The organism is Streptomyces sp. NBC_01474 (genome assembly GCF_035918215.1).
Lineage (GTDB): Bacteria > Actinomycetota > Actinomycetes > Streptomycetales > Streptomycetaceae > Streptomyces > Streptomyces aureus.
In genome coordinates this window covers 1,747,611-1,771,116 of sequence record NZ_CP109449.1, presented here as the reverse complement: position 1 = coordinate 1,771,116, position 23,506 = coordinate 1,747,611, and the positions used below count along the sequence as shown (strand labels likewise).

Below are 23,506 nucleotides of genomic sequence, written 5' to 3'. Positions count from 1 at the left end.
GCACCGGTGGACAGGAGCCATCGTGGATTTCGGATTCTCGCCCCGCGCGAGTGAACTCCAGCACCGCATGCGGTCGTTCATGCAGGAGCACGTACTCCCCGCCGAGGCCGTCTACGACCGGCAGATCGCCGAGGCCGGCGACCCGCACGCGCTGCCGCCGGTGATGACGCAGCTGAAGGAGAAGGCCCGCGCCGAGGGCCTGTGGAACCTCTTCATGGCGCACGGCGACTGGGGCGCCGGACTCACCAACCTCGAATACGCGCCGCTCATGGAACTGGCGGGCCGCTCCATCATGGGCCCCGAGGTGTTCAACTGCTCGGCACCCGACACCGGCAACATGGAACTCCTCGCGCTGTACGGCACGCCCGAACAGCAGGAGCGGTGGCTCAGGCCCCTGTTGGAGGCCGAGATCCGGTCGTGCTTCGCCATGACCGAACCCGAGGTCGCCAGCTCCGACGCACGCAACATCCGTACGCGCATCACCCGCGACGGCGACCACTACGTCGTCAACGGCCGCAAGTGGTACACCTCCGGGATCCTCGACCCCGACTGCCGGCTCATCATCCTGATGGGCAAGTCCGACCCCGACGCGCCCACCTACCGCCAGCAGAGCATGGTGCTCATCCCGCGCGACACCCCGGGCGTGACCGTCGTGCGCGACCTGCCCATGTTCGGCTACACCGACCGGTGCGGACACGGCGAGGTGCTCTTCGAGAACGTCCGCGTGCCCGCCGACCACATCCTCGGCGGCGAGGGCGAAGGCTTCGCCCTCGCCCAAGGACGCCTCGGTCCCGGACGCATGCACTACGCGATGCGCGCCGTGGGCTTCGCCGAGCGCGCCCTCCAGCTCATGTGCGAGCGGACCACCGAACGCATCGCCTTCGGCGGACCGCTCGCCGGCCAGGGCGTGGTGCGCGAGTGGATCGCCCGCAGCCGCATCGAGATCGAGCAACTGCGCCTCCTTGTCCTCAAGTCGGCGTGGCTGATGGACACCGTCGGCAACGCCGCCGCCCGCATGGAAGTCGCCGCGATCAAGGTCGCGGCCCTTGAGGTCGCCCACAAGGTCGTCGACCGGGCCGTCCAGGCGCACGGCGCCGCCGGCGTCAGCGACGACACCGTGCTCGCCCGGCTGTACGCCATCACGCGGGCGCTGCGCATCGCCGACGGCCCCGACGAAGTACACCTGCGGACCGTCGCACGGCAGGAACTCGCCAAGTACCGGAAGACCGACCAGAAGACCGACACGAAGGCAGGAGCGGCGTGAGCACCGACATCCTCGACGGCAGGGTCGCCGTCATCACCGGCGGATCCCGCGGTATCGGCCTGGGCATCGCCACCGCCTACCGGACGGCGGGCGCCCACGTCGTGATCGCGGCCCGCAAGGCCGCCGGACTCGCCGAGGCGCGCGAGGAGTTGCTGCGCGTGAAGGGCGACGGCGACGTCCACACCGTCGTCGCCAACGCGGGCGAACCCGACCAGGCCGAGGCCTGCGTCGACGAGACCATGACGCGCTTCGGCCGCCTGGACATCCTGGTCAACAACGCGGCGACCAACCCGTACAACGGAGACCTGCTCGACCTGGACCTGCCGCGCGCGGAGAAGACCGTACGCGTCAACCAGTACGGCATGATCGCCTGGACCCGGGCCGCGTGGCGCGCCTGGATCGCCGAGCACGGGGGAGCGGTGATCAACATCGCCTCCGTCGGCGGGCTCATCGTCGATCCCCACATCGGCTACTACAACGCCACCAAGGCCGCCATGCTCCACATGACGCGGCAGCTCGCCTACGAACTCGGCCCGCGGGCCCGCGTGAACGCCATCGCCCCCGGACTGATCAAGACCGAACTGGCGCGCGCCGTATGGGAGGTGCGCGAGCCGATCCTCACCGCCAGGCTGCCCATGCGCCGCCTCGGCACGGTCGAGGACGTGGCGAACGCGGCGCTGTTCCTGGCGTCCGACGCCTCCTCGTGGATGACCGGCCAGACGCTGGTGCTCGACGGCGGCGCCACCGCCCTGCCCATCGGGGTGGACGAGTGAGCACGCCGCGGCCCGCCGCCGAACTGTTCTCCCTGGAAGGCCGGACGGCGATCGTCACCGGCGCCTCCGCCGGGCTCGGCGCACGCTTCGCCGCTGTCCTCGCGCAGGCCGGCGCCACCGTGTTCGCCGCCGCCCGCCGCATCGACCGGCTCAAGGAACTCGCCGACACCGACGCCCGTATCCACCCCGTCGCCTGCGACGTCGCGACGGAGGCCGACCGCGAGCGGCTGGCCGAGACCGCTCTGGCCGCCACCGGCCGCATCGACATCCTGGTCAACAACGCGGCCGTCTCCGGCGAGACACGTGCCGAGGACGAGTCCCCGGACGCCTTCGCCGACGTGCTGGGCGTCAACCTCACCGCGCCGTTCCACCTGTCCCGGCTCACCGCCGAAGCACCCGGCCCGCCCGGTGGCCGGAGCATCATCAACGTCTCCTCGATCCTCGGTCTGGTCTCCGCCTCGCCCCTCGGCGGGGCGAGCTACTCGGCCTCCAAGGCCGGACTCATCGGCCTGACCCGCGAGTTGGCCGGTCAGTGGGGCAGCGGCGGGACCCGCGTCAACGCGCTCGCCCCCGGCTGGTTCCGCACCGAGATGACCGCGGAACTCTTCGCGGACGAGCGCTCGAGCCGCTGGGTCGGGCGCAACACCCTGCTGGGCCGCGGCGGCGACGGCCATGAACTCGACGGCGCACTCCTGTTCCTCGCCTCGGACGCCTCCACGTACTGCACCGGGCAGGTCCTGACCGTCGACGGCGGATGGACGGCACGATGAGCGTCGGAATCGACATCAGCGACGACGGACTCGCCCGCGTCACCCTGCGGCGCGGCGACGCGGGCAACGCCATCGGCCTGGCGACGGCACGGGGACTGCTGGACGCCGCACTGGCCTGCCAACGGGTCGCAGTGCGGGCCGTGTTGCTGACGGGAGAGGGCAGGTCCTTCTGCGTCGGCGGCGATCTCCGGGAGTTCGCGCGGCTCGACGGCGCGGCGCTGGAGGAGCACCTCATCGCGGTGACGGACGCGCTGCACGAGGCACTGCGGATCTTCGCCCGCCTCGACGCGCCCATGGTGGCCGCCGTGCAGGGCGCCGTCGCGGGCGCGGGCATCGGGCTCGCCGCCGCCGCGGATGTGACGCTCGCCGCGGACAACGCCTCGTTCACCGCCGCGTACACCGGCATCGGGTACTCGCCGGACGCCGGGGTCAGCTGGTTCCTGCCGCGCCTCGTCGGGCCCAAGCGCGCGCTCGACCTGCTGCTGACGAACCGCCGGATACCGGCAGCCGAAGCCGAGGCGATCGGGCTCGTCAGCCGCACCGTCGCTGCCGATCTGCTGACCGAGGAGGCGGCGCGCACCGCCGAGGCCCTGCACCGCGGACCCACCGCAGCGTTCGGCGCCACCCGCCGGCTCGTCGCCGCCGGGCTGACCTCGGACCTCGGCCCTCATCTGGACCGCGAGGCCGGTGCGCTCGCCGCCGCGGCCGCCTCGGCCGAGGGCCGTGAGGGCGTCGCCGCCTTCCTCGGCAAGCGGGCGCCGGACTTCGCCCGCGCCCCGTCCCTGACCTCCGGAACCTGATCCCGTCCCCCAACCCCATGGAGCCCACCATGTCGGAAGCCTTCATCGTCGGAGCCGTCCGTACCCCCGTCGGCCGCCGCAAGGGCGCGCTCAGCGGCGTCCACCCCGCCGACCTCGGCGCCCATGTGCTGCGCGCGCTCCTGGAGCGGACCGGCGTCGACCCGGGAGCGGTCGACGACGTGTACTTCGGCTGCGTCGGCCAGATCGGCGCCCAGACCGGAAACGTCGCACGCACCGCGTGGCTCTCTGCGGGGCTGCCGCAGCACGTCCCCGGCACCACCATCGACCGCCAGTGCGGTTCCTCCCAGCAGGCCGTTCACTTCGCCGCCCAGGCGGTCGGCTCCGGCGCCGCCGACCTGGTGGTCGCGGGCGGGGTGGAAGTCATGAGCCTCGTGCCCATCGCCAGTCCGATGTTCGTCGGTGAACAGGCCGGTATGGGCAGCCCGTACGCGGGCAACGGCTGGCGCGAACACTTCGGCGAGCAGGAGGTGTCGCAGTTCCGCGGGGCCGAGCTGATAGCCGAGAAGTGGGGGATCTCCCGCGACGACATGGAGCAGTTCGCCCTCCACAGCCATCAGCGGGCACTGGCCTCGCAGGCGGCCGGGGACTTCGACGACGAGATCACCCCGGCCTTCGGGCTCACCGCGGACGAGGGCCCGCGCGCCGACACCACGCTGGAAAAGATGGCGGGCCTGAAGACCCTGACCGAGGACGGCCGGCTCACCGCGGCCGTCTCCAGCCAGATCTCCGACGGGGCCGCCGCCCTGCTGATCGCCTCCGAGGAGGCCGTAGAGCGCCACGGCCTGACGCCGCTCGCACGGGTGCACAGCATGGCCGTGGTCGGCTCCGACCCGATCCACATGCTGACCGGCCCGATCCCCGCCACCGAGAAGGTCCTGGACAAGGCGGGCCTTGCGATGGACCGGATCGACCTGGTCGAGATCAACGAGGCCTTCGCCTCCGTGGTCCTCGCCTGGCAGAAGGAACTCGGCGCCGCGCACGAGCAGATCAACGCCTTCGGCGGGGCGATCGCCCTCGGCCATCCCCTCGGTGCCACCGGCGCCCGGCTCATGACGACACTCGTCCACCAGCTGCGCAGGACCGGCGGCCGCTATGGTCTGCAGACGATGTGCGAGGGCGGCGGCATGGCCAATGCGACCGTCCTCGAACGCATCTAGGCATTCGGTTGGCAACTGAGTTCAACTTGGGTTTACTCTCGGTACGGACACGCTGAGTGACGGCCAGGAGAGAGAGTCATGACCAGGATCCTTGAACCGGAGGCGGGACCGCGGTCCAAGCGCGCGGCCATCCTCGCGGCGGCCGTGGACTGTTTCGGCGAGACGGGTTTCGAGGCCACGAAGTGGTCGACCGTGGCGGAGCGGGTCGGCATCGGCCAGACCGCGCTCTACCACTACTTCGAGTCGAAGACGCACTGCCTGCTCACCATCATGCGGCTCGAGCTGCAGCGCTCCCACGACCGGTTCGTCGACGCGACCGAGAGCACGGACGACCCGGTGGAGGCGCTGCGCGCCGGCGTCCGTGCCGCGTACGACGTCTCGGAGCACGAGGTGCTGCAGATGCGCATCCTGCAGAACCACATGGATCTCCTGTCCGGGGCCCGCAAGTCCAAGCGCGAGGAGGCGGAGCGGATCGCCGCCCGCCAGCTCGTCCAGGTCGTCGAACGGGACTGGACCAACCTGCTGGTGCGGGGGATGTCCCAGGGTGCCTTCCCGCTGCGGGACGCCCAGTTGCTCGGGGCGAGCGTGCTCGGCCTGATCGTCAGCGTGTGGCGGTGGTACCGGCCGGCCGGGCCGACGCCGCTGTCGGAGATCGGCGAGTTGATCGAGGGTGCCTGCGTGCGGATGATCGCCTCCTGACGGATCGATCCGCCGCGCACACATCCAGTGACCGATCCCCTGACGGGTCTCCCGTCAGGGGATCTTTTCGTGCCCGGCCCCGTGACAGCGGTGACAGACCATTGCCAGGCGTGTTTCCGCAGCATTAAAATCAACTTGAACTGAACTCAGGTTGAGTTTTTGAGTTGAGGAGGGGTCATGCGACGACGCGCGACACGCACGTTCATCGCCGCACTCGCCGCCGTGCTCGCCCTGACGGCGAACGCCTGCGGCACCAAGAGCCCCTCGGCAGGGGACGACAAGGTCATCAAAATAGGCGCCTGGTACCCGCTCACGGGCGCCCTGGCCTCGTTCGGAATCCCCGAACGGGCGGGCGCCGACGCATACTTCAAGTCGGTCAACGCACGCGGCGGGATCAACGGGCGCACCATCGACTGGGTCGTCAAGGACAACGCCAACGATCCGCAGCAGACCGTCCAGATCGCCCGCCGGCTCGTGGACCAGGACGGGGTCGTGGCGATCGTCGCGACCAACGGCACCTCCCAGACCCAGGCCACCTTCCCCTTCGTGCTCGAGCAGAAGAAGGTGCCGGTCCTCAACACACTGGGCGGCGATGCCTCCTGGTACGAGCCCGCCCGCGACGGGCTGTTCGGTCTGCAGACGCTGTACGAGGACCAGGCGGCCGCGCTCGGGGACTGGGTGACGCGGGACGGGGCGAAAAAGGTACTCGTCGTGCACAGTGACCCGGCAGCGTTCGTGAACGTGGCCAAGGTGATCGGCCCCGCCGCCCGCAAGACCGATCCGTCGGTCCAGGTGAAGCGGCTGTCGGTGAAATACCAGACCACCGACTACAGCCCGGTGATCAGCAAGGTCAAGGCCGCGAAGCCCGACGCCGTCGTCGTGATCCTGACCGCCGCCGAGACCGCCTCCTACCTCAAAGAGGCGAGGCTGCAGGGCGTCACCGCCCCCGTGTACGGCTACGCGCCCGTGGCGGCACAGGCCACGCTCACGCTGGGGGGCAGGGCGACCGAAGGCCTCAAAGCGCTCCAGCTGGTCAAGTCACCGAACGACGACGACCCGGCCATCAAGGAGTTCCGTACGGCGATGCAGAAGTACGAGCGAGGGCAGCCCGCCGACTTCATCACCCTGTGGGGCTGGGAAGCGGCCAAGGCCTTCGTCGAGATCGCCAAGACCATCGACGGGCCCGTCACCAGCGCGTCACTGACGCGGGCCTACCGCACCGCACGCCACGTCGACACGGGCGTGGGCCCGGTCCTCAACTACGGCGCCGGTCGGCACCTCGGCACACGAGACCTGCAGAAGGTCGTCGTCAGGAACGGCCGCTGGGAGTCGCAGGGCGACTTCTTCACCCCGCCCACCCGGGATTGACCGCCGCCCGCGCGGAGCGCGTCGTCCACACCTCTCATCCCCGTGAAAGGACACCATGACCAGCGTCTTGCCCACCTACATGGCACGTATGGACAGTGACGACCCCGCGCGGGCGCTCGAACTCCTCGTACCGGAATTCCGCTTTCACATCGCCTTGCCGGGCCGCGAGGCGACGGGACGGTCCAAGGACGAATTCGCCGCCTACATCGCGGGCCGCAACGCCGTCGAACGGGTGCACAAGATTCTCCGGCACAGCTGTGACGGCGATCTGGAGACCGTGTACGGCATGGTGATCGAGTCCGGGAAGGCGGTCGGTTCCTTCCTGTCGGCCGCCGTGGTCACGCCCGACGGGCACATGGCCCGCTACCAGTCGTACTTCACCACCACGTACGACCTCATCGATCTGCCGGAATAGACAGCAGCACAAAGGGAAGCGCACATGACCGAGACCTCCACAGCCGCCGGGACCACCGCGGCCCCCGCCCCCTTCCTCACCGCCTGGTTCGAGATCCTCGACAGCGACGAGCCCCACCGGATTCTCGACCTGATCAGCGACGATTTCTCCCTGTCCATCCTGTTCTCCACCGGCGACGGCAACGCCACGGACTTCGCGGGCGACCGCGCCGCCCTGGTCGGCTATCTGCAGCAGCGGGAGCGGGGTACGCGCACCCACCACCGGCTCTCCGCGACCACCCTCGGCCAGGACGAGCTCTTCCTCGGCGAGGTGCGGCGCGGCGAGGTTCCCGAGGCGAGCTTCGTCGCCGCCGGTCGGGTGAACACGGACGGCCGGCTGGAGCGGCTGCTGATCGGCCGGTCCTCGCAGATCCGTTTCGAGTAGCCACAAACCGTTTCCGATGTCACCGGCCTTGTACGAAGGAGCGTCATGTACAACCTCGTCCTGCTGGCAGCGAAGCCCCCGGAGTGGACGCACGACCAGTTCATCGACTGGTGGCGCGGCGACCACGCGGAGCTGACGTACAAGCTGCCCGGTCTGCGCTCCTGGCGGCACACCGACATCGACCAGGCGCTGGAGAAGCGCTCCGAGGGCTGGGACGGGATGTCCGTCCTCGGATTCGACTCCCCGGAGGACGTGAAGAGGGCCCTCGCCAGCCCCGAATGGGCGGACGCCGTCGCGCAGGTCGGGGACATGAAGGGCCGGCGCATCGCGGTGATGGGGTTCGAGAAGGAGTTGTTCACCGGCTGAGGCCCCACCGGCCTTGCGCACAGCAACGTTCGACACCGGGTTCGGCACAGCGTAGCGAGGAAGCGGGATGCGACAGGTAGTGCGGGAGTTCCGACAGAGGGCCGAGCAGGCCGACTTCTTGGCCGTCGTCGATGACGAAGGCAGGCACACGGCACGTGAGTTGCTCGCCGAGGCGGACCGGCTCAGCCGCGCGATGTCCGCCGACGGGGCGGGCGGCACGGTCATGCTCCAGGCCGACAACTCATGGCGCACCGTGGCCGGCGCCCTCGCGGTGGGCCTGAGCGGCGGCGTCCTCGCGCTGGTCAACCGGCACACGACGACGGCCGAGTTCGCGGCGGCCTTCGAGGACATCCGGCCGGACGCCGTCGTCGCCGAGCCGTCGGCGCGGGCCGACTGGGCGGTGGCCGAACTGATGCCGGGTGCCGGCGACACGGTGCTCGACGGCTGGAGAGTGCACCGCTCCGGTGAACGGCCCGACGCCTCACGCTGGTCGGGCGGTGTCCTGATCGGACTGACCTCCGGGTCGACCGGGCGGCCCAAGGGCGTCGTGCAGTCCGAGAAGGCCCTGACCTACGCGGCCGCCAGCACCATCGAGATCAACGGGCTGCGGCCCGGCGACGCGGTGGCCGCGATCGTGCCGCTGTCATCAACAGCCGCCTACTGCTTCGGCGTTCATCTCTCCCTGGTCCTGGGCGGCCCGCTCGTTCTCACCGCCAGGTGGGACCGGGCTCTCGCGCTGCGGCGGATGGCCGAGAACGGTGTCCGCTGGACCATGTGCGTGCCGACGATGGCCCTGCAGATGGGCGCCGAGGCCGCGGGGTCCGGCATCCTCTCGGGAGTCCGCGCGATCACCGTCGGCGGCGGGCCGATGGACCGCGGTGCGCTGGCCCGCGCCGAGAAGTCCCTGGGCACGAAGATCCTTCGCGTCTTCGGGATGTCCGAGTGCCTCGGGCACACCTCGCCGAGGCCGGACGACCCCGAGGAGACACGGCTCGGCAGGGACGGGCGCCCGTTCCCCGGCACGGACCTGCGCGCGCTCACTCCCGAGGGCGCCGAGGCCGGACCGGAGACGGCCGGCCGGGCGCAGGTGCGCGGCCCCTCCCTCTTCGTCGGGTACGCGCGCGCCGGCCGGGTCGAACCGCCGACGCTGACGCAGGACGGCTACTTCCCCACCGGTGACCTGCTGATGACCCACGAGGACGGCACCGTCACCATCATGGGCCGCGAGAAGGACATCATCATCCGCGGTGGCCGCAACATCGACATCACCGAGATCGAACGGGCGGTCGCGGGCTACCCGCGCGTGGCCAGAGCCTGCGTGGCGGCCGTGCCCGACGAGGTGCTCGGTGAACGCATCGCGCTGCTCGTCGTCACCGAGGACGGCGGCGGCATCGACCTCGCCGAGGTGACCGGCCACCTGGAGAGCATCGGGCTCGCCAAGACCAAGTGGCCCGAATTCGTCTACGGCATCGAGGAGTTGCCCCAGACCAAGGTCGGCAAGCTCGACCGGTCGGCGGCCGGACGCCTGGCACAGCGCCTTCGCGCGGACACCTGACCGGGGCCACCGGTCGTACGCGGCCACGCGGTTCCGTACGGCCGACCGGCCTGACACGCCCAACCCGCTGTACCTGGCCAACGGGCCTCACGCGGCCGAGCGGGCCTCACGCGGCCGATCGGCCGCCCGATCCACAGCGGTACACCAGCCAGCGAGGGAGAGCACCATGACAGCGCGGTTCGATCAGGGCCCGTGGGCCGCGGCCGGAGTTCAGACCGTCCAGCCCGGAGTGCACCGCGTTCCGCTGCCGTTGCCCAACGACGGACTCCACGCCGTCAACGTGTATCTGCTGGAGAACCTGGCCGAGGACGACGGCATCGTCATGATCGACGGCGGCTGGGCGATCCCCGAGGCCCGCAAGGCGCTCGAGGAGGCCATGGCCGCCATCGGCCGTGACGTCACCGACATCAGCCACATCCTCGTCACCCACATTCACCGCGACCACTACACCAACGCCGTGGAGCTCCGCCGCCTGCTGGGTTCGCGCGTCTATCTGGGTGCGGGCGAACGCCCCGGTCTGGAGATGCTAGACCGGCTGCGCAGCGATGTGCCGGCCGGCTCGCTGCGGACCCTGCGCGACGCGGGTGCCGGTGAACTCGCCGACCGTATCGAGAAGTTGGACCACGGCGGCTACGACCCCGCCGTCTGGGAGTCCCCCGACCGCTGGCTGGGCGCCGAGACCGTCGGCTTCGGCGCGGGGGAACTGCGGGTCGTGCCGACCCCCGGACACACCCAGGGACACGTGGTCTTCCTGGACGAACAGCGTGGGCTGCTGTTCTCCGGCGACCACGTCCTGCCGCACATCACCCCGTCCATCGGCTTCGAACTCACCGAGCCGGGCGGCCGTCCGCTCGCCGACTACCTGGACTCGCTGCGGCTGATGACGCGGTACGCGGACGCCCGCCTGCTCCCCGCGCACGGGCCGGTCACCGACAGCGCGCACACCCGCGTCGCCGAACTGCTCACCCACCACGACAACCGCCTCGCACAGAGCCTCAAGGCGCTCGGCGACACCACGCTCGACGCGCACGCCGTGGCCCGCGAACTGGGCTGGACGCGCAGGGAGGTGCCATTCGGCGAACTGAGCGACTTCAACCAGATGCTCGCGATCAACGAGACGGCGGCGCATCTGGACGTCCTGGTGCTGCGGGGACGGATCACCGTGGCGACCGTCGGCGGCGTTCAGCAGTACACGCGCGTGAACTGAGATCCGGTCGGACACAACGAGCGGGGGGCGCGGCAACTGCCGTGCCCCCCATCGCCGTTGACTCTCAGCGAGCCGTCCACCCGCCGTCGACGTACAGCTCGGAACCGGTGACGAAACTCGCGTCGTCCGAAGCGAGGAACGCCACCGCCCCACAGACCTCCTCGGGCCTGCCGAGCCGGCCCATCGGTGTGCCTTCGACCATCGCGGTGTACCGGGGCGTGCCCTGCCACAACTCGCGGGAGTGCGGCGTCTCGATGAACCCGGGGTGGATCGAGTTCACCCGCACCCCGCGCGTCGCCCAGTGCAGCGCGGCGTTCTTCGTCATCAGCCGGACCGCGCCCTTCGCGGCGTGGTACGAGAACTGGCTGCCGAAGCCGCCGACCGTGCCGAAGATCGACGCGATGTTCACGACCGAGCCGCCGCCGGCCCGCTCGATCGCTGGGCCGGCGTGCTTCATACCGAGCCACACACCGGTCTGGGTGACCGCGATGACCTTCTCCCAGGACTCCTGGGTCTCCGTCTCCACGGTGCGCATCGCGGCGATGCCCGCGTTGTTGACGAGCACGGACAGGCCGCCCAGCTCGTCGACCACCTGCGCGACCGTGCCGCGCCACGCCTCTTCGTCGGTGACGTCGAGGGCGAGGCCGAGCGCCCGGGCGCCACCGGCAGTCAGCTCCTTCGCCAGTTCCGCACAGCGTTCGGCGTCCACATCGGTCACCACCACTGCGGCGCCCTCGGCGGCCAGCCGGCGCGCCACGGCGGTGCCGATGCCGCCCGTGGCACCGGTGATCAGGCAGACCCGTCCGGACAGTCGGCTCGACACATGAACTCCTTGGTTGCGTTCGACGGCGGTCATGACAGCAGCTCCGCGCCCGAGCGCAGCAGCGCCGGCACCGCCGAGCCGACGCGCTCGAACCCCGTGCCGACGGTCTGTCCCGCCAGATAGCGGGCGTGGATGCCCTCCGCGATCACGGCGAGTTTGAAGCACCCGAGCGCCTGGTACCAGGCGATGGAGGCGACGTCCCGGCCTGACCGTGCGGCGTACCGCTCGGCCAGTTCGCGGCCGGTGGGGAAGCCGGGGTTGGCGCTCGGGACATGGCTCGTACCGAGGACGGGTTCGCAGACCGGATCCCAGTACATGAGGAGCATCCCGAGGTCGGCGAGCGGGTCGCCGAGCGTGGCCATCTCCCAGTCGACGACCGCCGCGATCCGCCCGAAGTCGCCGGGCGCCAGGATCGTGTTGTCCAGACGGAAGTCGCCGTGTACGACGGCCGGGGCGCCGCTCGCCGGAAGGGAGGCGGCGAGCCGGTCGTGCAGCGCGCCGAGGCCGGGCAGTTCGCGCGTGGCGACCTTGGCCCACTGCCCGCGCCACCGGCGCAGCTGGCGCTCCAGATACCCCTCGGGCCGGCCGAAGTCGCCGAGCCCGGCCTCGGCGGCGTCCACCGCATGCAGCTCCACCAGGGCGTCGACGAGCGCGTCCCCCGCGCGGCGGGCGTCGGCGGCGGGCAGTGCGGCGGCTTCGTCGCCGTCGCGCAGCACGGTGCCCTCGACGAAGTCGACGACGCAGAACGGCGCGCCGATGACCTCGGCGTCCGTGCACGACAGCACCGCGCGGGCGACCGGCACCCCGGTCCCGCCGAGCGCCGCGACGACCCGGTACTCGCGGTGCATGTCGTGCGCGGTCGGCGTCAGCACGCCCAGCGGCGGCCGGCGCAGCACCCAGCGGTGCGTCCCGTCCGTCACCTCGTACGTGAGGTTGGAGCGACCACCGTGCATCAGGCTCAGGCTCAACTCGCCCGCGCACTGGGGCACATGACGCTCGAAGTAGCGCTGCAGGGCGGGCACGTCCACGCCGACCACCGCGGCGCGCGCCGGGCTCAACGAGCGTCCCGCTGCTCGGCCGCGGCCCGCACCGCCCGCTTGGCGATCGCCCAGCGGTGGGTCTCGGACGGGCCGTCGTAGATACGGAAGGGACGCACCTCCCGGTACAGCCGGGACAGTGGGGTGTCCCCCGAGATGCCGAGTGCGCCGCACACCTGCACGGCGCGGTCGACGACGCGGTTGACCGCCTCGGAGACGTACGTCTTGGCGATGGAGGTGTGCTGGGCGGCCGAGCGGCCCTGGTCCAGCTCCCAGCAGGCCCGCCACAGCACGGCGCGGCTGGTCTCGATGTCGATCTCGGAGTCGGCCAACAACTGCTGCACCATGCCGAGTTCGGCCAGGCGGCCGCCGAAGGCCGAGCGCTCCGCAGCCCGCTCTAGGGCGATGTCCTGCGCCCGGCGGGCCACCCCGAGCCAGCGCATGCAGTGCGTCATGCGGGCGGGGCCGAGCCGCACCTGTGCGTACCGGAAGCCTTCGTCCACCGCGCCGAGCACGGCAGTGTCCGGCACTTCGCAGCCTTCGAAGACGACCTCGCTGTGCCCGCCGAAAAGGCCGTGGTCCAGTGTGTCGATGTTCCGGACGATCTTCAGCCCCGGGGTGTCGGCATCGACGAGGAACATCGTCGCGCCGCCCGCGTCGCCCGGGGCGCCGCTGGTGCGGGCCATGCAGATGGCGAACGCCGCCCCGTCGGCGCCGCTGATGAACCACTTGCGGCCGTCGATCCGCCAGCCGCCGTCCGTACGCGTCGCCGTGGTGGCCAGTGCGCGCGGATCGGATCCGGCCCCCGGCGCCGGCTCGGTCATGGCGAAGCAGGAACGCACGTCGCCCGCGGCGAGTGGACGCAGGTACCGCTCCTTCTGCTCCTGGGTGGCCACCACCTCGAGCAGATGCATGTTGCCCTCGTCGGGCGCCGCGCAGTTCAACGCGAGGGGACCCAGCAGCGACCGGCCCGCGGCCTCGAACACGACGGCCTGATCGCGCAGATCGAGCCCGAGGCCGCCGAACTCCTCGCCGACGTGCGGGGCGAACACCCCCGCCGCCCGCGCGGCCTCCTGAAGCCGCCGCCGCAGCGGTTCGGGCCCGGCGTGCACGTCACCGCCACCGCATGTCTGTTCCTCGGGTATCACCACGTCGCGGACGAACTCCGTGGTGCGCCGTGCGATCGCGGCGACCCGCTCGTCGATCTCGAAGCTGATGGACACATCTCACCCCTGATCTTGGCTACTGACCATTAGCCATCAGATGGCCGAACCGGGCGTGATGTCAAGAGAGCGAGCTATAGTGACTGCTCAGCAAGAGCGTCAAGGTCGGCTAACAATCAATAGCTTCATGGGGGTCAAGTGAGCGGATCGCCAGGCGAGACGTACGAGCGTCCGCACCGGCCGCCGCGCCCGGAGGGCGCACCCGCGGCCGACCGCCGGTCGGGGATCCGCGAGGCCGCGTTGCGACTCTTCGCCACCCAGAGCTACCGGTCCACGACCATGACCGACATCGGCGCCGTCGTCGGCATGCGCGGCCCGAGCCTCTACAAGCACGTGGCGTCCAAGCACGAACTGCTGGCCGAGATCATGATCGGCACGATGGAGCAGCTCATCGCCGACAACACGGCGGCCGTCGCGGGCACCGACGACGTACGGGAGCAACTGCGCCGCTCCGTGGAGGCGCACATCCGCTACCACGCCCGCCACCGCCTGGAGGCGTTCGTCGGCAACCGCGAGATCGGCAGCCTCGAACAGCCCGACCAGGACCGGGTGCTCGCCCGCCGCAGCGACTACGAGCGCCGCTTCCGCGAACTGATCGAGCGAGGCATGGCCGAGCGCGCGTTCGGGGTGCAGTCGGCCAGGATCGCCTCGTACTCGATCCTCGACATGGGCATCGGCGTGGCCAGTTGGTTCCGCGAGGGTGGGGAGTTCACCGTCGATCAACTCGCTTACCAGTACGGCGACATCGCACTGCGCATCGTGGGCGTGCGCACCCCGGACGTGCCGGGCGGCGACCAGTAGTACGTCGTCGGGCGGGGGAGTCCGCTGGTGGGCGTCAGGCGCGAGGGCGGGCCGCCGGGCCCGGCCGTGCGGTGACGTCGGCGGGGGACAGGGCGGCGTGCCCCTGCTCGCACTCGACCGCCACGCGCACCGGGGCTCCGCACTCCGCGTGCCGCAGGTCGATGACCGGCCCCTGCCCCTCACTCGTGTATGCCTCGCCCCACTGCTTCAATGCCACCAGGACCGGCCACAGGTCCCAGCCCTTGCGGGTCACCCGGTACTCGTTGCGGGAGCGGCTGCCGGGTTCCTGGTACGGCTCGGCCCTCAGGATGCCGGCGGCGGTCAGCTTCCGCAGACGGTCGCTGAGGAGCGCCTCCGACAGGCCGATGTGGCGGCGGAAGTCGTCGAAGCGGCGGACACCGTTGCAGGCGTCGCGCAGGATCAGCAGCGTCCACTTCTCGCCGACCACGTCGAGCGTGAGCTGGACCGGACAGTTCTCCGTGCTCGTCTCAAGCCACTCCATCCCCCCATCCTAGGACCCTGACTTCATGATTGACAGCCAGATGGTCCGGGGCTAACTTCAAGTTACGAAGTCAGATCGGGAGGAGCGGGGCTGTGGGACGGACGCGTACGTATGAGTGGGAGGACCCCGCGCTCACGGCAGCCGCCGTGGGGCAGTCCTCCGGCCTGGACTTCCTGCGCGAGATGCAGGCAGGACGGCTGCCCGCGGCGCCGGTGAGCGCGACCGTGGACTTCCGCCTCGAAGAGGTGGAGAAGGGGCGAGCGGTGTTCTCGCTGGTCCCCGGGGAGGAGCACTACAACCCCATCGGCAGCGTGCACGGCGGGATCTACGCGACGCTGCTCGACTCGGCGGCCGGCTGCGCCGTCCAGTCGACGCTGCCCCAGGGCGTCGCGTACACCTCGCTCGACCTGACCGTGAAGTTCCTGCGGCGGATCACCGTGGACACCGGCAGGGTTCGCGCCATCGGCACGGTCGTGAGCAGCGGCCGCCAAACCGCCCTCGCGCAGGCCCAGTTGGTCGACGCGACGGACCGCGTACTCGCCCACGCCACGAGTACGTGCATGCTGTTCCCGCTGCCGGCCGCGTGAACCGGGTCGCCTGAGCGTTGCGCCTGAGAGCAGGCGCCAGAGCATGACGTGCGTCGGTTCGGGGAGATGGTTCGAGTCACCACGCGCCCCTCGAGGGCGAGCCTCGTCGAGGCTTGGGTAGGGAGGAACTGCCGCCCTGTCGTGTTGGTGCGTGTTTCGGGTGCAGGAGGTGTCCTTCGGCGTTTGAGGGTCCTGCGGATCGTCGAAGCGCCACGCGGTAGCCGGTCTTGGGGATCAGGCTGATGCGTGAGGCGCTTGAATTCCCTTCGCTGCCCCGTTCAACGTCCTCGAGCCCGCTACGGCGTCTCGGCACGAGACCGGCATGTTGGCACCACGTAACCGACCGGCGGACCCACTCCCGACCCGGCGACCCGTCCTACGGTTCCTCCGGCCGACCGGCGAGGTCCGGCAGCAGGCCGGACATCGCTTTGTGCTGGTCCGGCCCCATGACGTGGGACAGGGCCCGGGTGACCGTCGCGGCGAGGGTGTCCGAGGCCTCCTCCAGGAGGCGGCGGGCCTTGTCGGTGAGGGCAACCTCGATGCCGCGTTTGTCGCCACAGACCGAGCTGCGGGTGACGAGACCGGCGTGCTGGAGGCAGGCGATCTGGTAGGTGAGCCGGGTCTTGGGGCGGCCGAGGAGTTCCGCGATGCGCGTCATGCGTAGGCCCGCCCGGGGCTGTTCGGCGAGCAGGCACAGGATCAGGAACTCGTCGTGAGAGACGTCCAGCCGCTCCTTCACAACCGTGCGCAGTTCCTGCTCCACCGAGCCCATCGCCGCCAGCATCACCATCCAGGCGCGCAGCTCCTTGGGCAGCAGCCCGCCACCCTGCGCGGACGGGCATTCGGGCAGGTCGATGCGGTGCGCCTCGGGGTCGGCCATGGATTCGAGTGTACCTGTCGTTCAATTTTGGACGAGACTGTTGTTCAAAATTGGATGATGAGCTAGCGTGCAGTCATCCAATTTTGAATTACTCGTCCTCGACAAACCCCCGCTCACTGGAGAAGATCATGACCGTCGCCGTCGAAACCGGTGTGTGGCAGCTCGACGCCGCAGCCTCCACCGTCGCCCTGCGTCACAAGACGATGTGGAACCTGGTCACCGTGAAGGGCACCTTCGGTGTCGTCGGCGGCCGCGGGGAGGTGAGTTCCGACGGCTCCGCCATCGGCACGATCACCCTCGACGCCGCCTCCCTCGACACCAAGAACAACAAGCGTGACGAGCATCTGCGCTCGGCAGACTTCTTCGACGCCGCCAACCACCCCGAGATCACCTTCGCTGTTCACAGTGCGAAGGTCCGTACCGCTGACTCCGTCGAGGTGTCCGGTCAGTTGACGGTGCGCGGCATCAGTCGCGCGCAGACCCTCACCGCGCGCCTGGTCGCGGCGGACGGTGAGGCGGTCACGCTGGAGACGGAGTTCACTGTGGACCGCGGCGAGTTCGGCCTCAACTGGAACCAGATGGGCATGATGCGCGGCCTGGCGACGGTCTCCGCCACACTCCGCTTCGTCCACGCGGCGAACTGACGGACCGGCATCTGATCTGTTGGGCTCGCGCGTCGGCACTGTCTGCCGTCAGGTACGAGGCGCAGCCTGCGCCTGCCTCAGGGGAGGTGCTTCTGGCTGTGCGCCTGTGGAGTGTCGCTCTCGGTCAAAGTGCCCCATGTGAGCTTTTCGGGTCGGCTGTACTGTCCAGACCTGTGCCCGAGCGGGCATGACGGACGTGGAGTGGGCGGCGTCCCCGTCCGCGGTCTGGCAGATCCTGCACGCCGCGCGCGTCGACGCCGCCCCGCAATGGTCCGGCCCGATGTGGCGCCGGTTCCTCACCGTCCAGGCCCACGACATCCTCGCAGTCGCCTTCCTCCACCTCGACACCGTCTTGCTCAAGCGTCTGTACGTGCTGGTCTTCATCGAGCACGGCACGAGGCGCGTCCACATCGCCGGCGTCACCCACCCACCCCGCCGCCCAGCGGACCGTCCAGCAGGCCAAGAACCTCGCGATCCGGGAAAGAGAGGTGGGCACCCTGCCCACCCAGCGCAACAGCAACTTCCCGATCACGCCCTTGCGGGGGGGGGGGGGGCGTCGTTCAGGCATCAACCGCCAGATCCTCAAGGGGCGTTGAGCAGCAGAGAAGGATCTTGTTCTGTGCTCTGTCGCGCGGGGAGATGCCGCCGTTGTGCTGCATCTCGACTGCCCCCTTGACCAGCGTGGCCATGCAGGAGCCGCACATTCCCTGGCCGCAGGAGGACGGCAGGGTGATGCCCGATCGCGATGCCGCTTCCAGGAGTGGAGTGGCGGCGTCGCACTCGATGGTCAGCCCGCTGCGGGTGAGTTCCACCGCGAAGGTCGGAGTGTCTGCGGCGGGTGGCGTGCCGGTTGGGGGCGGTGCTTCGAAGGTCTCCTGGTGGTGGTGTTCCGTGGGGAAGCCCGCGTCCGTGAGCATCCGGCGGACGGCGTCCATGTAGGGCGGCGGACCGCAGGTGAAGACTTCCCGGTCGCGGAAGTCGGGGGCGATCTGCCTCAGCACGTCGAGGGTCAGGCGGCCCCGGTGGCCGTTCCAGTGTTCCGTCGGGGCCTCGGCCTCGCAGATATGGGTGACCCGGATGTTCTTTGAGGTGGCCGTGATCCGTTCCAACTCCCGCCGGAAGATGATGTCTTCGGGGGAGTGGGCGCTGTTCACGAAGATGACGTCAGCCGGATCGGCCAGGTCGTAGAGCGTTCTGGTCATTGACATGGCAGGTGTGATGCCGCTTCCGGCGGAGAGGAAGAGGTACTTGTCGGCCGGGTGGCTGTGCATCGAGAACTCGCCGAGTGGGCCCCTGGAGTGGAGTGCCGTACCCGGAGTCAGGTGGTCGTGCAGCCAGTTGGAGACCGTCCCGCCGGGAACGCGCTTGACGGTGATCGAGGCGGTGTGCGGACGGGTCGGCGGGGACGCGATCGTGTAGCAGCGGTGGAACTCGGCTCCGCCGATCTCGAACGTGAACGTGAGGTACTGCCCCGGGGCGTGGCGCAGCGGACGGGGCCCGGCAGGGCCGACAGGCTCGAACGTGAAGGTTTTGACGTCGTGTGTCGTGCTCTCGACCCCTGTGCAGAGCAGTAGTTGTTCCGTGGGCCCGTCTCCTGACGTACGGAGGATTTCGTCCCGCGCTGAGGGGAGGACGTTGTCCGGCTGCTTCACCGCCACAGGTGCTCCCGGAGTCGGGTGACGTACCAGTTGCAGAACGCCTCGACCTGGTACTCCGTCGGGGCGTACGGGCCCGGCTCGTACGCCGGACTGCCCACGCCCTGCTGGGTTCGGGCGACGAGGCGGGCATCCTGCTCGTTCGTCGCCCTCCAGACCTTCATCAGCGTGCCCAGGTCGTAGTCCACGCCTTCCTCGGCGTCCGGATGGACGAGCCACGTCGTGCGAAGGGCCGTCTTGCCGGGGGCGACGGGCAGCACCGAGAAGGTGACCGCGTGGTCGCTGAGGACGTGGAACCAGGCGTTGGGCTGCAGATGCAGCGACAGATGTCCGAGGCGGGCCGTGGGCAGGTCGCCCAGGAGACGCCGGCAGGCGGCCGTGCCGTCCGGGGTGAACGACTCACCGGCGAGGTCGAGCGCGTCGCGCTGGATCCGGAATCCGGAGACACGTGTGTCCAGCTCCTCGATGAGTGCGAACGGGAGGCCGAGCCGGTCGTACGTCGCCCGCAGTTCGGCGTCGGCTCGCAGGTAGCGCTCGTGCGCGGAACGGAGCTGAGGGGGAACGTCGGCCTCGGTGCAGCCGTAGGTGGGGAAGAACGAGCGCAGCAGTTCGGGGTGGCTGTCGCAGTGGTAGCACTCGCGGTTGTTCTCCATGACGAGCTTCCAGTTGCCGTCCTCGACGAGGTCGACCCGCGCCGCCACCTTGGCCTCGCGCAGCCGGTGCGGCAGCAGGTACGGCTCGATGAGGGCGGCGACCTCCGCGAAGTCGGCCGGCGGCTCCTCGGCGACACAGACGAACACGAGTCCGCCGACGCTGCGCATGTGGACCGGTTTCAGCCCGAAGCATCCGGGGTCGAAGTCGGGTGGCTGGGAGGGCGCGTGGCGCAGCGCGCCGTCCGTGCCGTACGTCCACTTGTGGTAGCCGCAGACGAGGTTCCCGACCGACCCTCGCTCCTGGTCGAGAAGGCGGGCGCCTCGGTGTCGGCAGACGTTGTGAAAGGCCCTGAGGTCATCTCCGCCGTGGCGTACGAGAAGGATCGAGTACGGTCCGACGTCCAGGGTGAGGTAGTCGCCGGGTTCGGGCAGCTCGGCGTCCGTCGCCACGAAGAGCCAGTGCTTGGCGAAGACCGCTTCGATGTCGAGGCCGAAGAACTCCTGGCCGGTGTAGAACGCGCCCTCGAGGCTGTGACCTGTGGTCCGTCGGGCCACCAGGTTGTGCGCGGTGCTGTCCTGTGTGGTGCTGCCCTGTGTGGTGGTGACCTGTGCGGTCATGAGCAATCCCCTCTCCGCTGTTGGTTGCTTCACATCGGTAGACACAGCCGCAGGGCGTCCAGGACGGCGGCGTGGATGTTGCGGCTGGTGACGGCATCGCCGATCCGGAAGAGCTGGTAGCTCCCCTCGGGATTGCGTACGACCCGCTGCGGTGCGGTCGCCAGTAGCGCCCGGTGGTTCACCTCGCCGAGGTTGCTCGACCCGGGAAGCAGCTCCCGGTAGAGGTCGTCGTTGGGCAGAGTGCCGTGTTCCACCACCACGTGGTCCACGACGCGTTCCGTCTCGTGCGCGGCGTACTCGCTGCGTAGCGTCGCGGTCAGCCGCCCGTCCTCGGTGCGGCGGACGGACCGCAGTCGGTGGGCCAGTGTGCTGGTCACTCCGTGTTCGGCGAAGACCTGAAGGTAGGCCGGTGCGTTCATGCTTCCGACGTCGGGAGCGAGGGTGCGCTCCGGTGTCACGTACTCCACGGAGATCCCGCGCCGTGCCATCACCTCCACCGCGTCCAGGGCCGGATAGGCGCCGTTGTCGTCGTAGACCAGTACGCGGCCCTGGGGCCGTAGCGCGCCGCTGAGCACGTCCCACGTATCGGAGACCACATCGGCGCCCTCGGGGAGGAAGGTGGTGTTGGGCATGCCGCCGGTGGCGATGAGGACGAGGTCGGGGTGTTCCGCGTGGATGTCCCGCGCTTCGGCGAGCACCCCGCAGCGCAGGTCGACGCCGAGCACCTTGCATTCGGTGACGCGCCAGTCGACGATGCCCAGGAGGTCGCGTCGGCGGGGGTTCGCGGCGGCGATGCGCAGCTGCCCGCCCGGCAGGTCGCCCGCCTCGAACAGGACGACCTCGTGTCCGCGTTCGCCGAGCACCCGCGCCGCTTCCAGGCCCGCGGGGCCGCCCCCGACGACCACTGCCTTCTTGCGGTCGGCCGCGGGCGCGATGGTGTGTGGGAGGTTCAGCTCCCGGCCCGTGGCGGGATTGTGCACGCACTTGGCGTCACCGGAATCGTAGATCGCGTCGAGGCAGTAACTCGCCCCTACGCAGGGGCGGATGCGATCCTCCGTCCCTGCGGCCACCTTGGCGACCAGGTGGGGGTCCGCTATCTGGGCCCGGGTCATGCCGACCAGGTCGAGCAGGCCCTCCCGTACGGCGTGTCGTGCCGTGGCGACGTCGGCGATGCGTCCGGCGTGCATCACGGGGACATCGAGCCTGCGCTTGACCTCGGCGGTGAAGTCCAGGAACGGCGCCGAGGGCGTCCCCATGGACGGGATCGCCTTCGCCAGGGAAGCGTCGCTCTCGATGGTGCCCCGGATGGTGCTGATGAAGTCGATGCCGTCGTCGATGTACAGGCGGGCCGCCGCCAACGCCTCCTCGAAGGTGAGTCCGCCGGGTCGGTCCTCCTCCAGCGACATGCGGATGCCGACGATGAAGTGCGGCCCGACCGCGGCGCGGACCGCGCGAATCACGCGGCGGGGGATAGCAGTTCGGTTCGCCAGGCTTCCCCCGAGGTCGTCCCGCCGCTGGTTCGTCGCAGGCGACAGAAAGCTGTCCAGGAAGTGCCCGTACGCCTGGATCTCCACGCCGTCGAGTCCGCCGTCCTCGCAGCGGGCCGCCGCGTCGGCGTAGTCCCTCACGACGCGGTCCAGGTCCCACGGCTCGGCCTCCTTGGGGAAGGCGCGGTGGGCGGGTTCGCGGAGCGGTGAGGCGGAGAGGACGGGCAGCCAGTCGCCGGCGTAGTTGCTCGTGCGCCGGCCGAGATGGGTGATCTGGCACATGACCGCCGCGCCCGCGTTGTGGACGTCGTCGGTCAGGCGGCGCAGCCACGGCACCACGCCGTCGCGGTAGAGCAGCAGATTGCCGAAGGAGGGCGGGCTGTCCGGCGAGACGACGGCGGAACCGCCGATCATCGTCAGTCCGACGCCGCCCCTGGCCTTCTCCAGGTGATACATCCGATAGCGGTCGCGGGGCAGGCCGTCCTCGGCGAAGGCCGGTTCGTGCGAGGTGCTGACCACCCTGTTGCGCAAGGTGAGTTGCTTGAGGGTGAAGGGCTGGAGCAGGGGGTCCGTTGTCCGCGTGCGCATGGCGCTCCTCGTGAGTAGCGGTGGACACCCCCAGAGTGCAGCGGACGCTGTTCACGGACAATCAAAGGAATACGCGGCTGATCGTGCAAAGTTCTTGCACGGTTGATGGGCGGCCCGAGGTTTACGGCCCCGGCGCCGGGTGGGGCGCGGTCACGGCCGCGGCAGCAGCCCCGCGGCCGTGTCGGTGATGGTCTCCACGGCGCGTCTGAGGACGGGGATGTCCCGGGCCCCGAGGCGGGTGACGGCCATGATGCGGCGGGCCGGTGCCGGCTCACCCTGCAACGGGATGCGTGCCACCGGCCAGTCGTCACGCAGTTGCGCGAGCCGCGGGACCAGGATCACTCCCAGTCCGTGCGTGACCAGCGCGGTTCCGGTGTCCCACTCGTCCGCGTAGTGGGCGATGTCGGGGGTGAAGCCCGCGCTGAGGCAGGCCGCCAGCACCAGCTGGTGGTACGTGGTGCCGGGGTTGCCCAGGATCCACGGTTCCAGAGCCGCGTCGGCGAGCGTGACCCGCTTCTGGTCCACGAGCGGATGGCCCTCCTGGACCACCAGGTCCAACGGGTCGTCCAGCAACGGACGTTGATCGAACCGCTGGTCGGTCATGGGCGGCGAGTCCGCCGTGACCACCAGGAGCGCCAGATCGGCCTCCTCCGAGAGCAACAGGTCGAAGCAGCGGTCGGGCTCGGCCTCGATGATGCGTACCGACAGATGGGGATGGGCGTCGCGCAGAGCGGCGGCAGCAGACGGCTCGCGGCGGTGGAGAATCCGCACAGCGTGATCTGCCCCGTGGGCTCGGTACCGAGGGCGGCCAGCTCGGCCCGGGCCTCCTCCCACTGCGCCCGGAGGCGTTCGGCGTGACGCAGCAGCGTGCGAGCCGCGCTCGTCAGCCGGATCCCCCGGCCCTGCTGGACCACCAGTTCCACGCCCACGTCGGCGGAGAGCTGGCGCAGCTGGTACGAGACGGCCGAAGGCGTGTAATGCAGGACCTGCGCCGCCGCGGTCACCGTGCCGTGCTCGGCGACCATCTGAAGGATGCGGAGCCGGGAGTCAATCATGGGAACAGTCTGCGCGACACGCCTCGGAGTGGTGTCATTCCGCTGCGCTTGACGGAACTGTCCCCAACGCCCCGGACCCCCAAAGGGAGGCTGCGGTCGCTCGGGGCCGCGGTCGCCGCGGGCGCTGACCTCGCT

At 70.1% G+C, this 23,506-nt stretch carries 23 protein-coding genes and 1 pseudogene; 15 read left to right on the top strand and 9 right to left on the bottom strand.

The window, feature by feature from the left end; genetic code table 11:
* Nucleotides 1-22 precede the first annotated feature (22 nt).
* The 12 genes from OG758_RS08360 to OG758_RS08305 all read left to right on the top strand — a co-directional run bounded on the left by OG758_RS08360 (nucleotide 23) and on the right by OG758_RS08305 (nucleotide 10,818).
* Nucleotides 23-1,264, top strand: a complete 1,242-nt coding sequence (locus OG758_RS08360) for an acyl-CoA dehydrogenase family protein (RefSeq protein WP_326709391.1) — start codon at nucleotides 23-25, stop codon at nucleotides 1,262-1,264.
* The gene (locus tag OG758_RS08355) at nucleotides 1,261-2,037 is read left to right on the top strand and encodes an SDR family oxidoreductase (RefSeq protein ID WP_326709390.1); all 777 of its coding nucleotides are present in this window, start codon (nucleotides 1,261-1,263) and stop codon (nucleotides 2,035-2,037) included. The genes OG758_RS08360 and OG758_RS08355 overlap by 4 nt, the downstream gene beginning before the upstream one ends.
* The gene (locus OG758_RS08350) at nucleotides 2,034-2,807 is read left to right on the top strand and encodes an SDR family NAD(P)-dependent oxidoreductase (protein WP_326709389.1); all 774 of its coding nucleotides are present in this window, start codon (nucleotides 2,034-2,036) and stop codon (nucleotides 2,805-2,807) included. The genes OG758_RS08355 and OG758_RS08350 overlap by 4 nt, the downstream gene beginning before the upstream one ends.
* Nucleotides 2,804-3,607, top strand: coding sequence for an enoyl-CoA hydratase-related protein (locus OG758_RS08345; RefSeq protein WP_326709388.1), 804 nt, complete (start codon nucleotides 2,804-2,806; stop codon nucleotides 3,605-3,607). Before OG758_RS08350 ends, OG758_RS08345 begins: the two co-directional genes overlap by 4 nt.
* A gap of 29 nt (nucleotides 3,608-3,636) precedes the next feature.
* Complete coding sequence (locus OG758_RS08340) at nucleotides 3,637-4,785, top strand: acetyl-CoA C-acetyltransferase (protein ID WP_326709387.1); 1,149 nt, start codon at nucleotides 3,637-3,639, stop codon at nucleotides 4,783-4,785.
* 78 nt (nucleotides 4,786-4,863) lie between these two features.
* Complete coding sequence (locus OG758_RS08335) at nucleotides 4,864-5,484, top strand: TetR/AcrR family transcriptional regulator (protein WP_326709386.1); 621 nt, start codon at nucleotides 4,864-4,866, stop codon at nucleotides 5,482-5,484.
* Nucleotides 5,485-5,661: 177 nt separating this feature from the next.
* On the top strand, nucleotides 5,662-6,852 hold the full coding sequence (locus OG758_RS08330) for an ABC transporter substrate-binding protein (protein ID WP_326709385.1): 1,191 nt from the start codon (nucleotides 5,662-5,664) through the stop codon (nucleotides 6,850-6,852).
* Nucleotides 6,853-6,907: 55 nt separating this feature from the next.
* The gene (locus OG758_RS08325; RefSeq protein ID WP_326709384.1) at nucleotides 6,908-7,267 is read left to right on the top strand and encodes a nuclear transport factor 2 family protein; all 360 of its coding nucleotides are present in this window, start codon (nucleotides 6,908-6,910) and stop codon (nucleotides 7,265-7,267) included.
* Between the two features lie 24 nt (nucleotides 7,268-7,291).
* Nucleotides 7,292-7,690 carry a hypothetical protein gene (locus tag OG758_RS08320; RefSeq protein ID WP_326709383.1) on the top strand — a complete coding sequence of 133 codons (399 nt, stop codon included), beginning with the start codon at nucleotides 7,292-7,294 and terminating at the stop codon, nucleotides 7,688-7,690.
* Between the two features lie 45 nt (nucleotides 7,691-7,735).
* A complete protein-coding gene (locus tag OG758_RS08315; RefSeq protein ID WP_326709382.1) occupies nucleotides 7,736-8,056 on the top strand; it encodes an EthD family reductase in 321 nt (106 codons plus the stop codon).
* A 67-nt stretch (nucleotides 8,057-8,123) separates the two neighbouring features.
* Nucleotides 8,124-9,611 carry a class I adenylate-forming enzyme family protein gene (locus OG758_RS08310; protein ID WP_326709381.1) on the top strand — a complete coding sequence of 496 codons (1,488 nt, stop codon included), beginning with the start codon at nucleotides 8,124-8,126 and terminating at the stop codon, nucleotides 9,609-9,611.
* Nucleotides 9,612-9,777: 166 nt separating this feature from the next.
* On the top strand, nucleotides 9,778-10,818 hold the full coding sequence (locus OG758_RS08305; protein WP_326709380.1) for an MBL fold metallo-hydrolase: 1,041 nt from the start codon (nucleotides 9,778-9,780) through the stop codon (nucleotides 10,816-10,818).
* Between the two features lie 64 nt (nucleotides 10,819-10,882).
* Here OG758_RS08305 and OG758_RS08300 read toward each other — a convergent pair whose 3' ends face one another.
* The 3 genes from OG758_RS08300 to OG758_RS08290 are packed head-to-tail and all read right to left on the bottom strand — an operon-like array spanning nucleotide 10,883 to nucleotide 13,901.
* Nucleotides 10,883-11,641, bottom strand: a complete 759-nt coding sequence (locus tag OG758_RS08300) for an SDR family NAD(P)-dependent oxidoreductase (protein WP_326715845.1) — start codon at nucleotides 11,639-11,641, stop codon at nucleotides 10,883-10,885.
* A 29-nt stretch (nucleotides 11,642-11,670) separates the two neighbouring features.
* The gene (locus OG758_RS08295) at nucleotides 11,671-12,699 is read right to left on the bottom strand and encodes a phosphotransferase family protein (RefSeq protein ID WP_326709379.1); all 1,029 of its coding nucleotides are present in this window, start codon (nucleotides 12,697-12,699) and stop codon (nucleotides 11,671-11,673) included.
* Nucleotides 12,696-13,901: an acyl-CoA dehydrogenase family protein gene (locus OG758_RS08290; protein WP_326709378.1), complete on the bottom strand. Its 1,206-nt coding sequence runs from the start codon at nucleotides 13,899-13,901 to the stop codon at nucleotides 12,696-12,698. Before OG758_RS08290 ends, OG758_RS08295 begins: the two co-directional genes overlap by 4 nt.
* A 138-nt stretch (nucleotides 13,902-14,039) precedes the next feature.
* Between OG758_RS08290 and OG758_RS08285 the strand changes: the two genes are divergently transcribed.
* On the top strand, nucleotides 14,040-14,702 hold the full coding sequence (locus OG758_RS08285; protein ID WP_326709377.1) for a TetR/AcrR family transcriptional regulator: 663 nt from the start codon (nucleotides 14,040-14,042) through the stop codon (nucleotides 14,700-14,702).
* Between the two features lie 34 nt (nucleotides 14,703-14,736).
* Here the strand turns inward: OG758_RS08285 and OG758_RS08280 are convergent, their stop codons facing one another.
* Entirely contained in the window at nucleotides 14,737-15,204 is a 468-nt protein-coding gene (locus OG758_RS08280) for a winged helix-turn-helix transcriptional regulator (RefSeq protein ID WP_326709376.1), read from the bottom strand.
* A gap of 92 nt (nucleotides 15,205-15,296) precedes the next feature.
* Here OG758_RS08280 and OG758_RS08275 point away from each other — a divergent pair, with 92 nt between their 5' ends.
* Nucleotides 15,297-15,791, top strand: a complete 495-nt coding sequence (locus tag OG758_RS08275; RefSeq protein ID WP_326709375.1) for a PaaI family thioesterase — start codon at nucleotides 15,297-15,299, stop codon at nucleotides 15,789-15,791.
* A gap of 376 nt (nucleotides 15,792-16,167) precedes the next feature.
* Here the strand turns inward: OG758_RS08275 and OG758_RS08270 are convergent, their stop codons facing one another.
* The gene (locus OG758_RS08270; protein ID WP_326709374.1) at nucleotides 16,168-16,671 is read right to left on the bottom strand and encodes a MarR family winged helix-turn-helix transcriptional regulator; all 504 of its coding nucleotides are present in this window, start codon (nucleotides 16,669-16,671) and stop codon (nucleotides 16,168-16,170) included.
* A gap of 128 nt (nucleotides 16,672-16,799) precedes the next feature.
* Here OG758_RS08270 and OG758_RS08265 point away from each other — a divergent pair, with 128 nt between their 5' ends.
* On the top strand, nucleotides 16,800-17,315 hold the full coding sequence (locus tag OG758_RS08265; protein WP_326709373.1) for a YceI family protein: 516 nt from the start codon (nucleotides 16,800-16,802) through the stop codon (nucleotides 17,313-17,315).
* A 560-nt stretch (nucleotides 17,316-17,875) separates the two neighbouring features.
* Here OG758_RS08265 and OG758_RS08260 read toward each other — a convergent pair.
* The 4 genes and pseudogenes from OG758_RS08260 to OG758_RS08245 form a co-directional block, all read right to left on the bottom strand.
* On the bottom strand, nucleotides 17,876-18,973 hold the full coding sequence (locus OG758_RS08260) for a hybrid-cluster NAD(P)-dependent oxidoreductase (RefSeq protein ID WP_326709372.1): 1,098 nt from the start codon (nucleotides 18,971-18,973) through the stop codon (nucleotides 17,876-17,878).
* A complete protein-coding gene (locus OG758_RS08255) occupies nucleotides 18,964-20,241 on the bottom strand; it encodes an aromatic ring-hydroxylating oxygenase subunit alpha (protein WP_326709371.1) in 1,278 nt (425 codons plus the stop codon). Before OG758_RS08255 ends, OG758_RS08260 begins: the two co-directional genes overlap by 10 nt.
* Nucleotides 20,242-20,270: 29 nt before the next feature.
* Nucleotides 20,271-22,316, bottom strand: coding sequence for an NADH:flavin oxidoreductase (locus tag OG758_RS08250; protein ID WP_326709370.1), 2,046 nt, complete (start codon nucleotides 22,314-22,316; stop codon nucleotides 20,271-20,273).
* Between the two features lie 150 nt (nucleotides 22,317-22,466).
* Nucleotides 22,467-23,371 (bottom strand): annotated as a pseudogene (locus OG758_RS08245) (LysR family transcriptional regulator).
* Nucleotides 23,372-23,506: the final 135 nt, after the last annotated feature.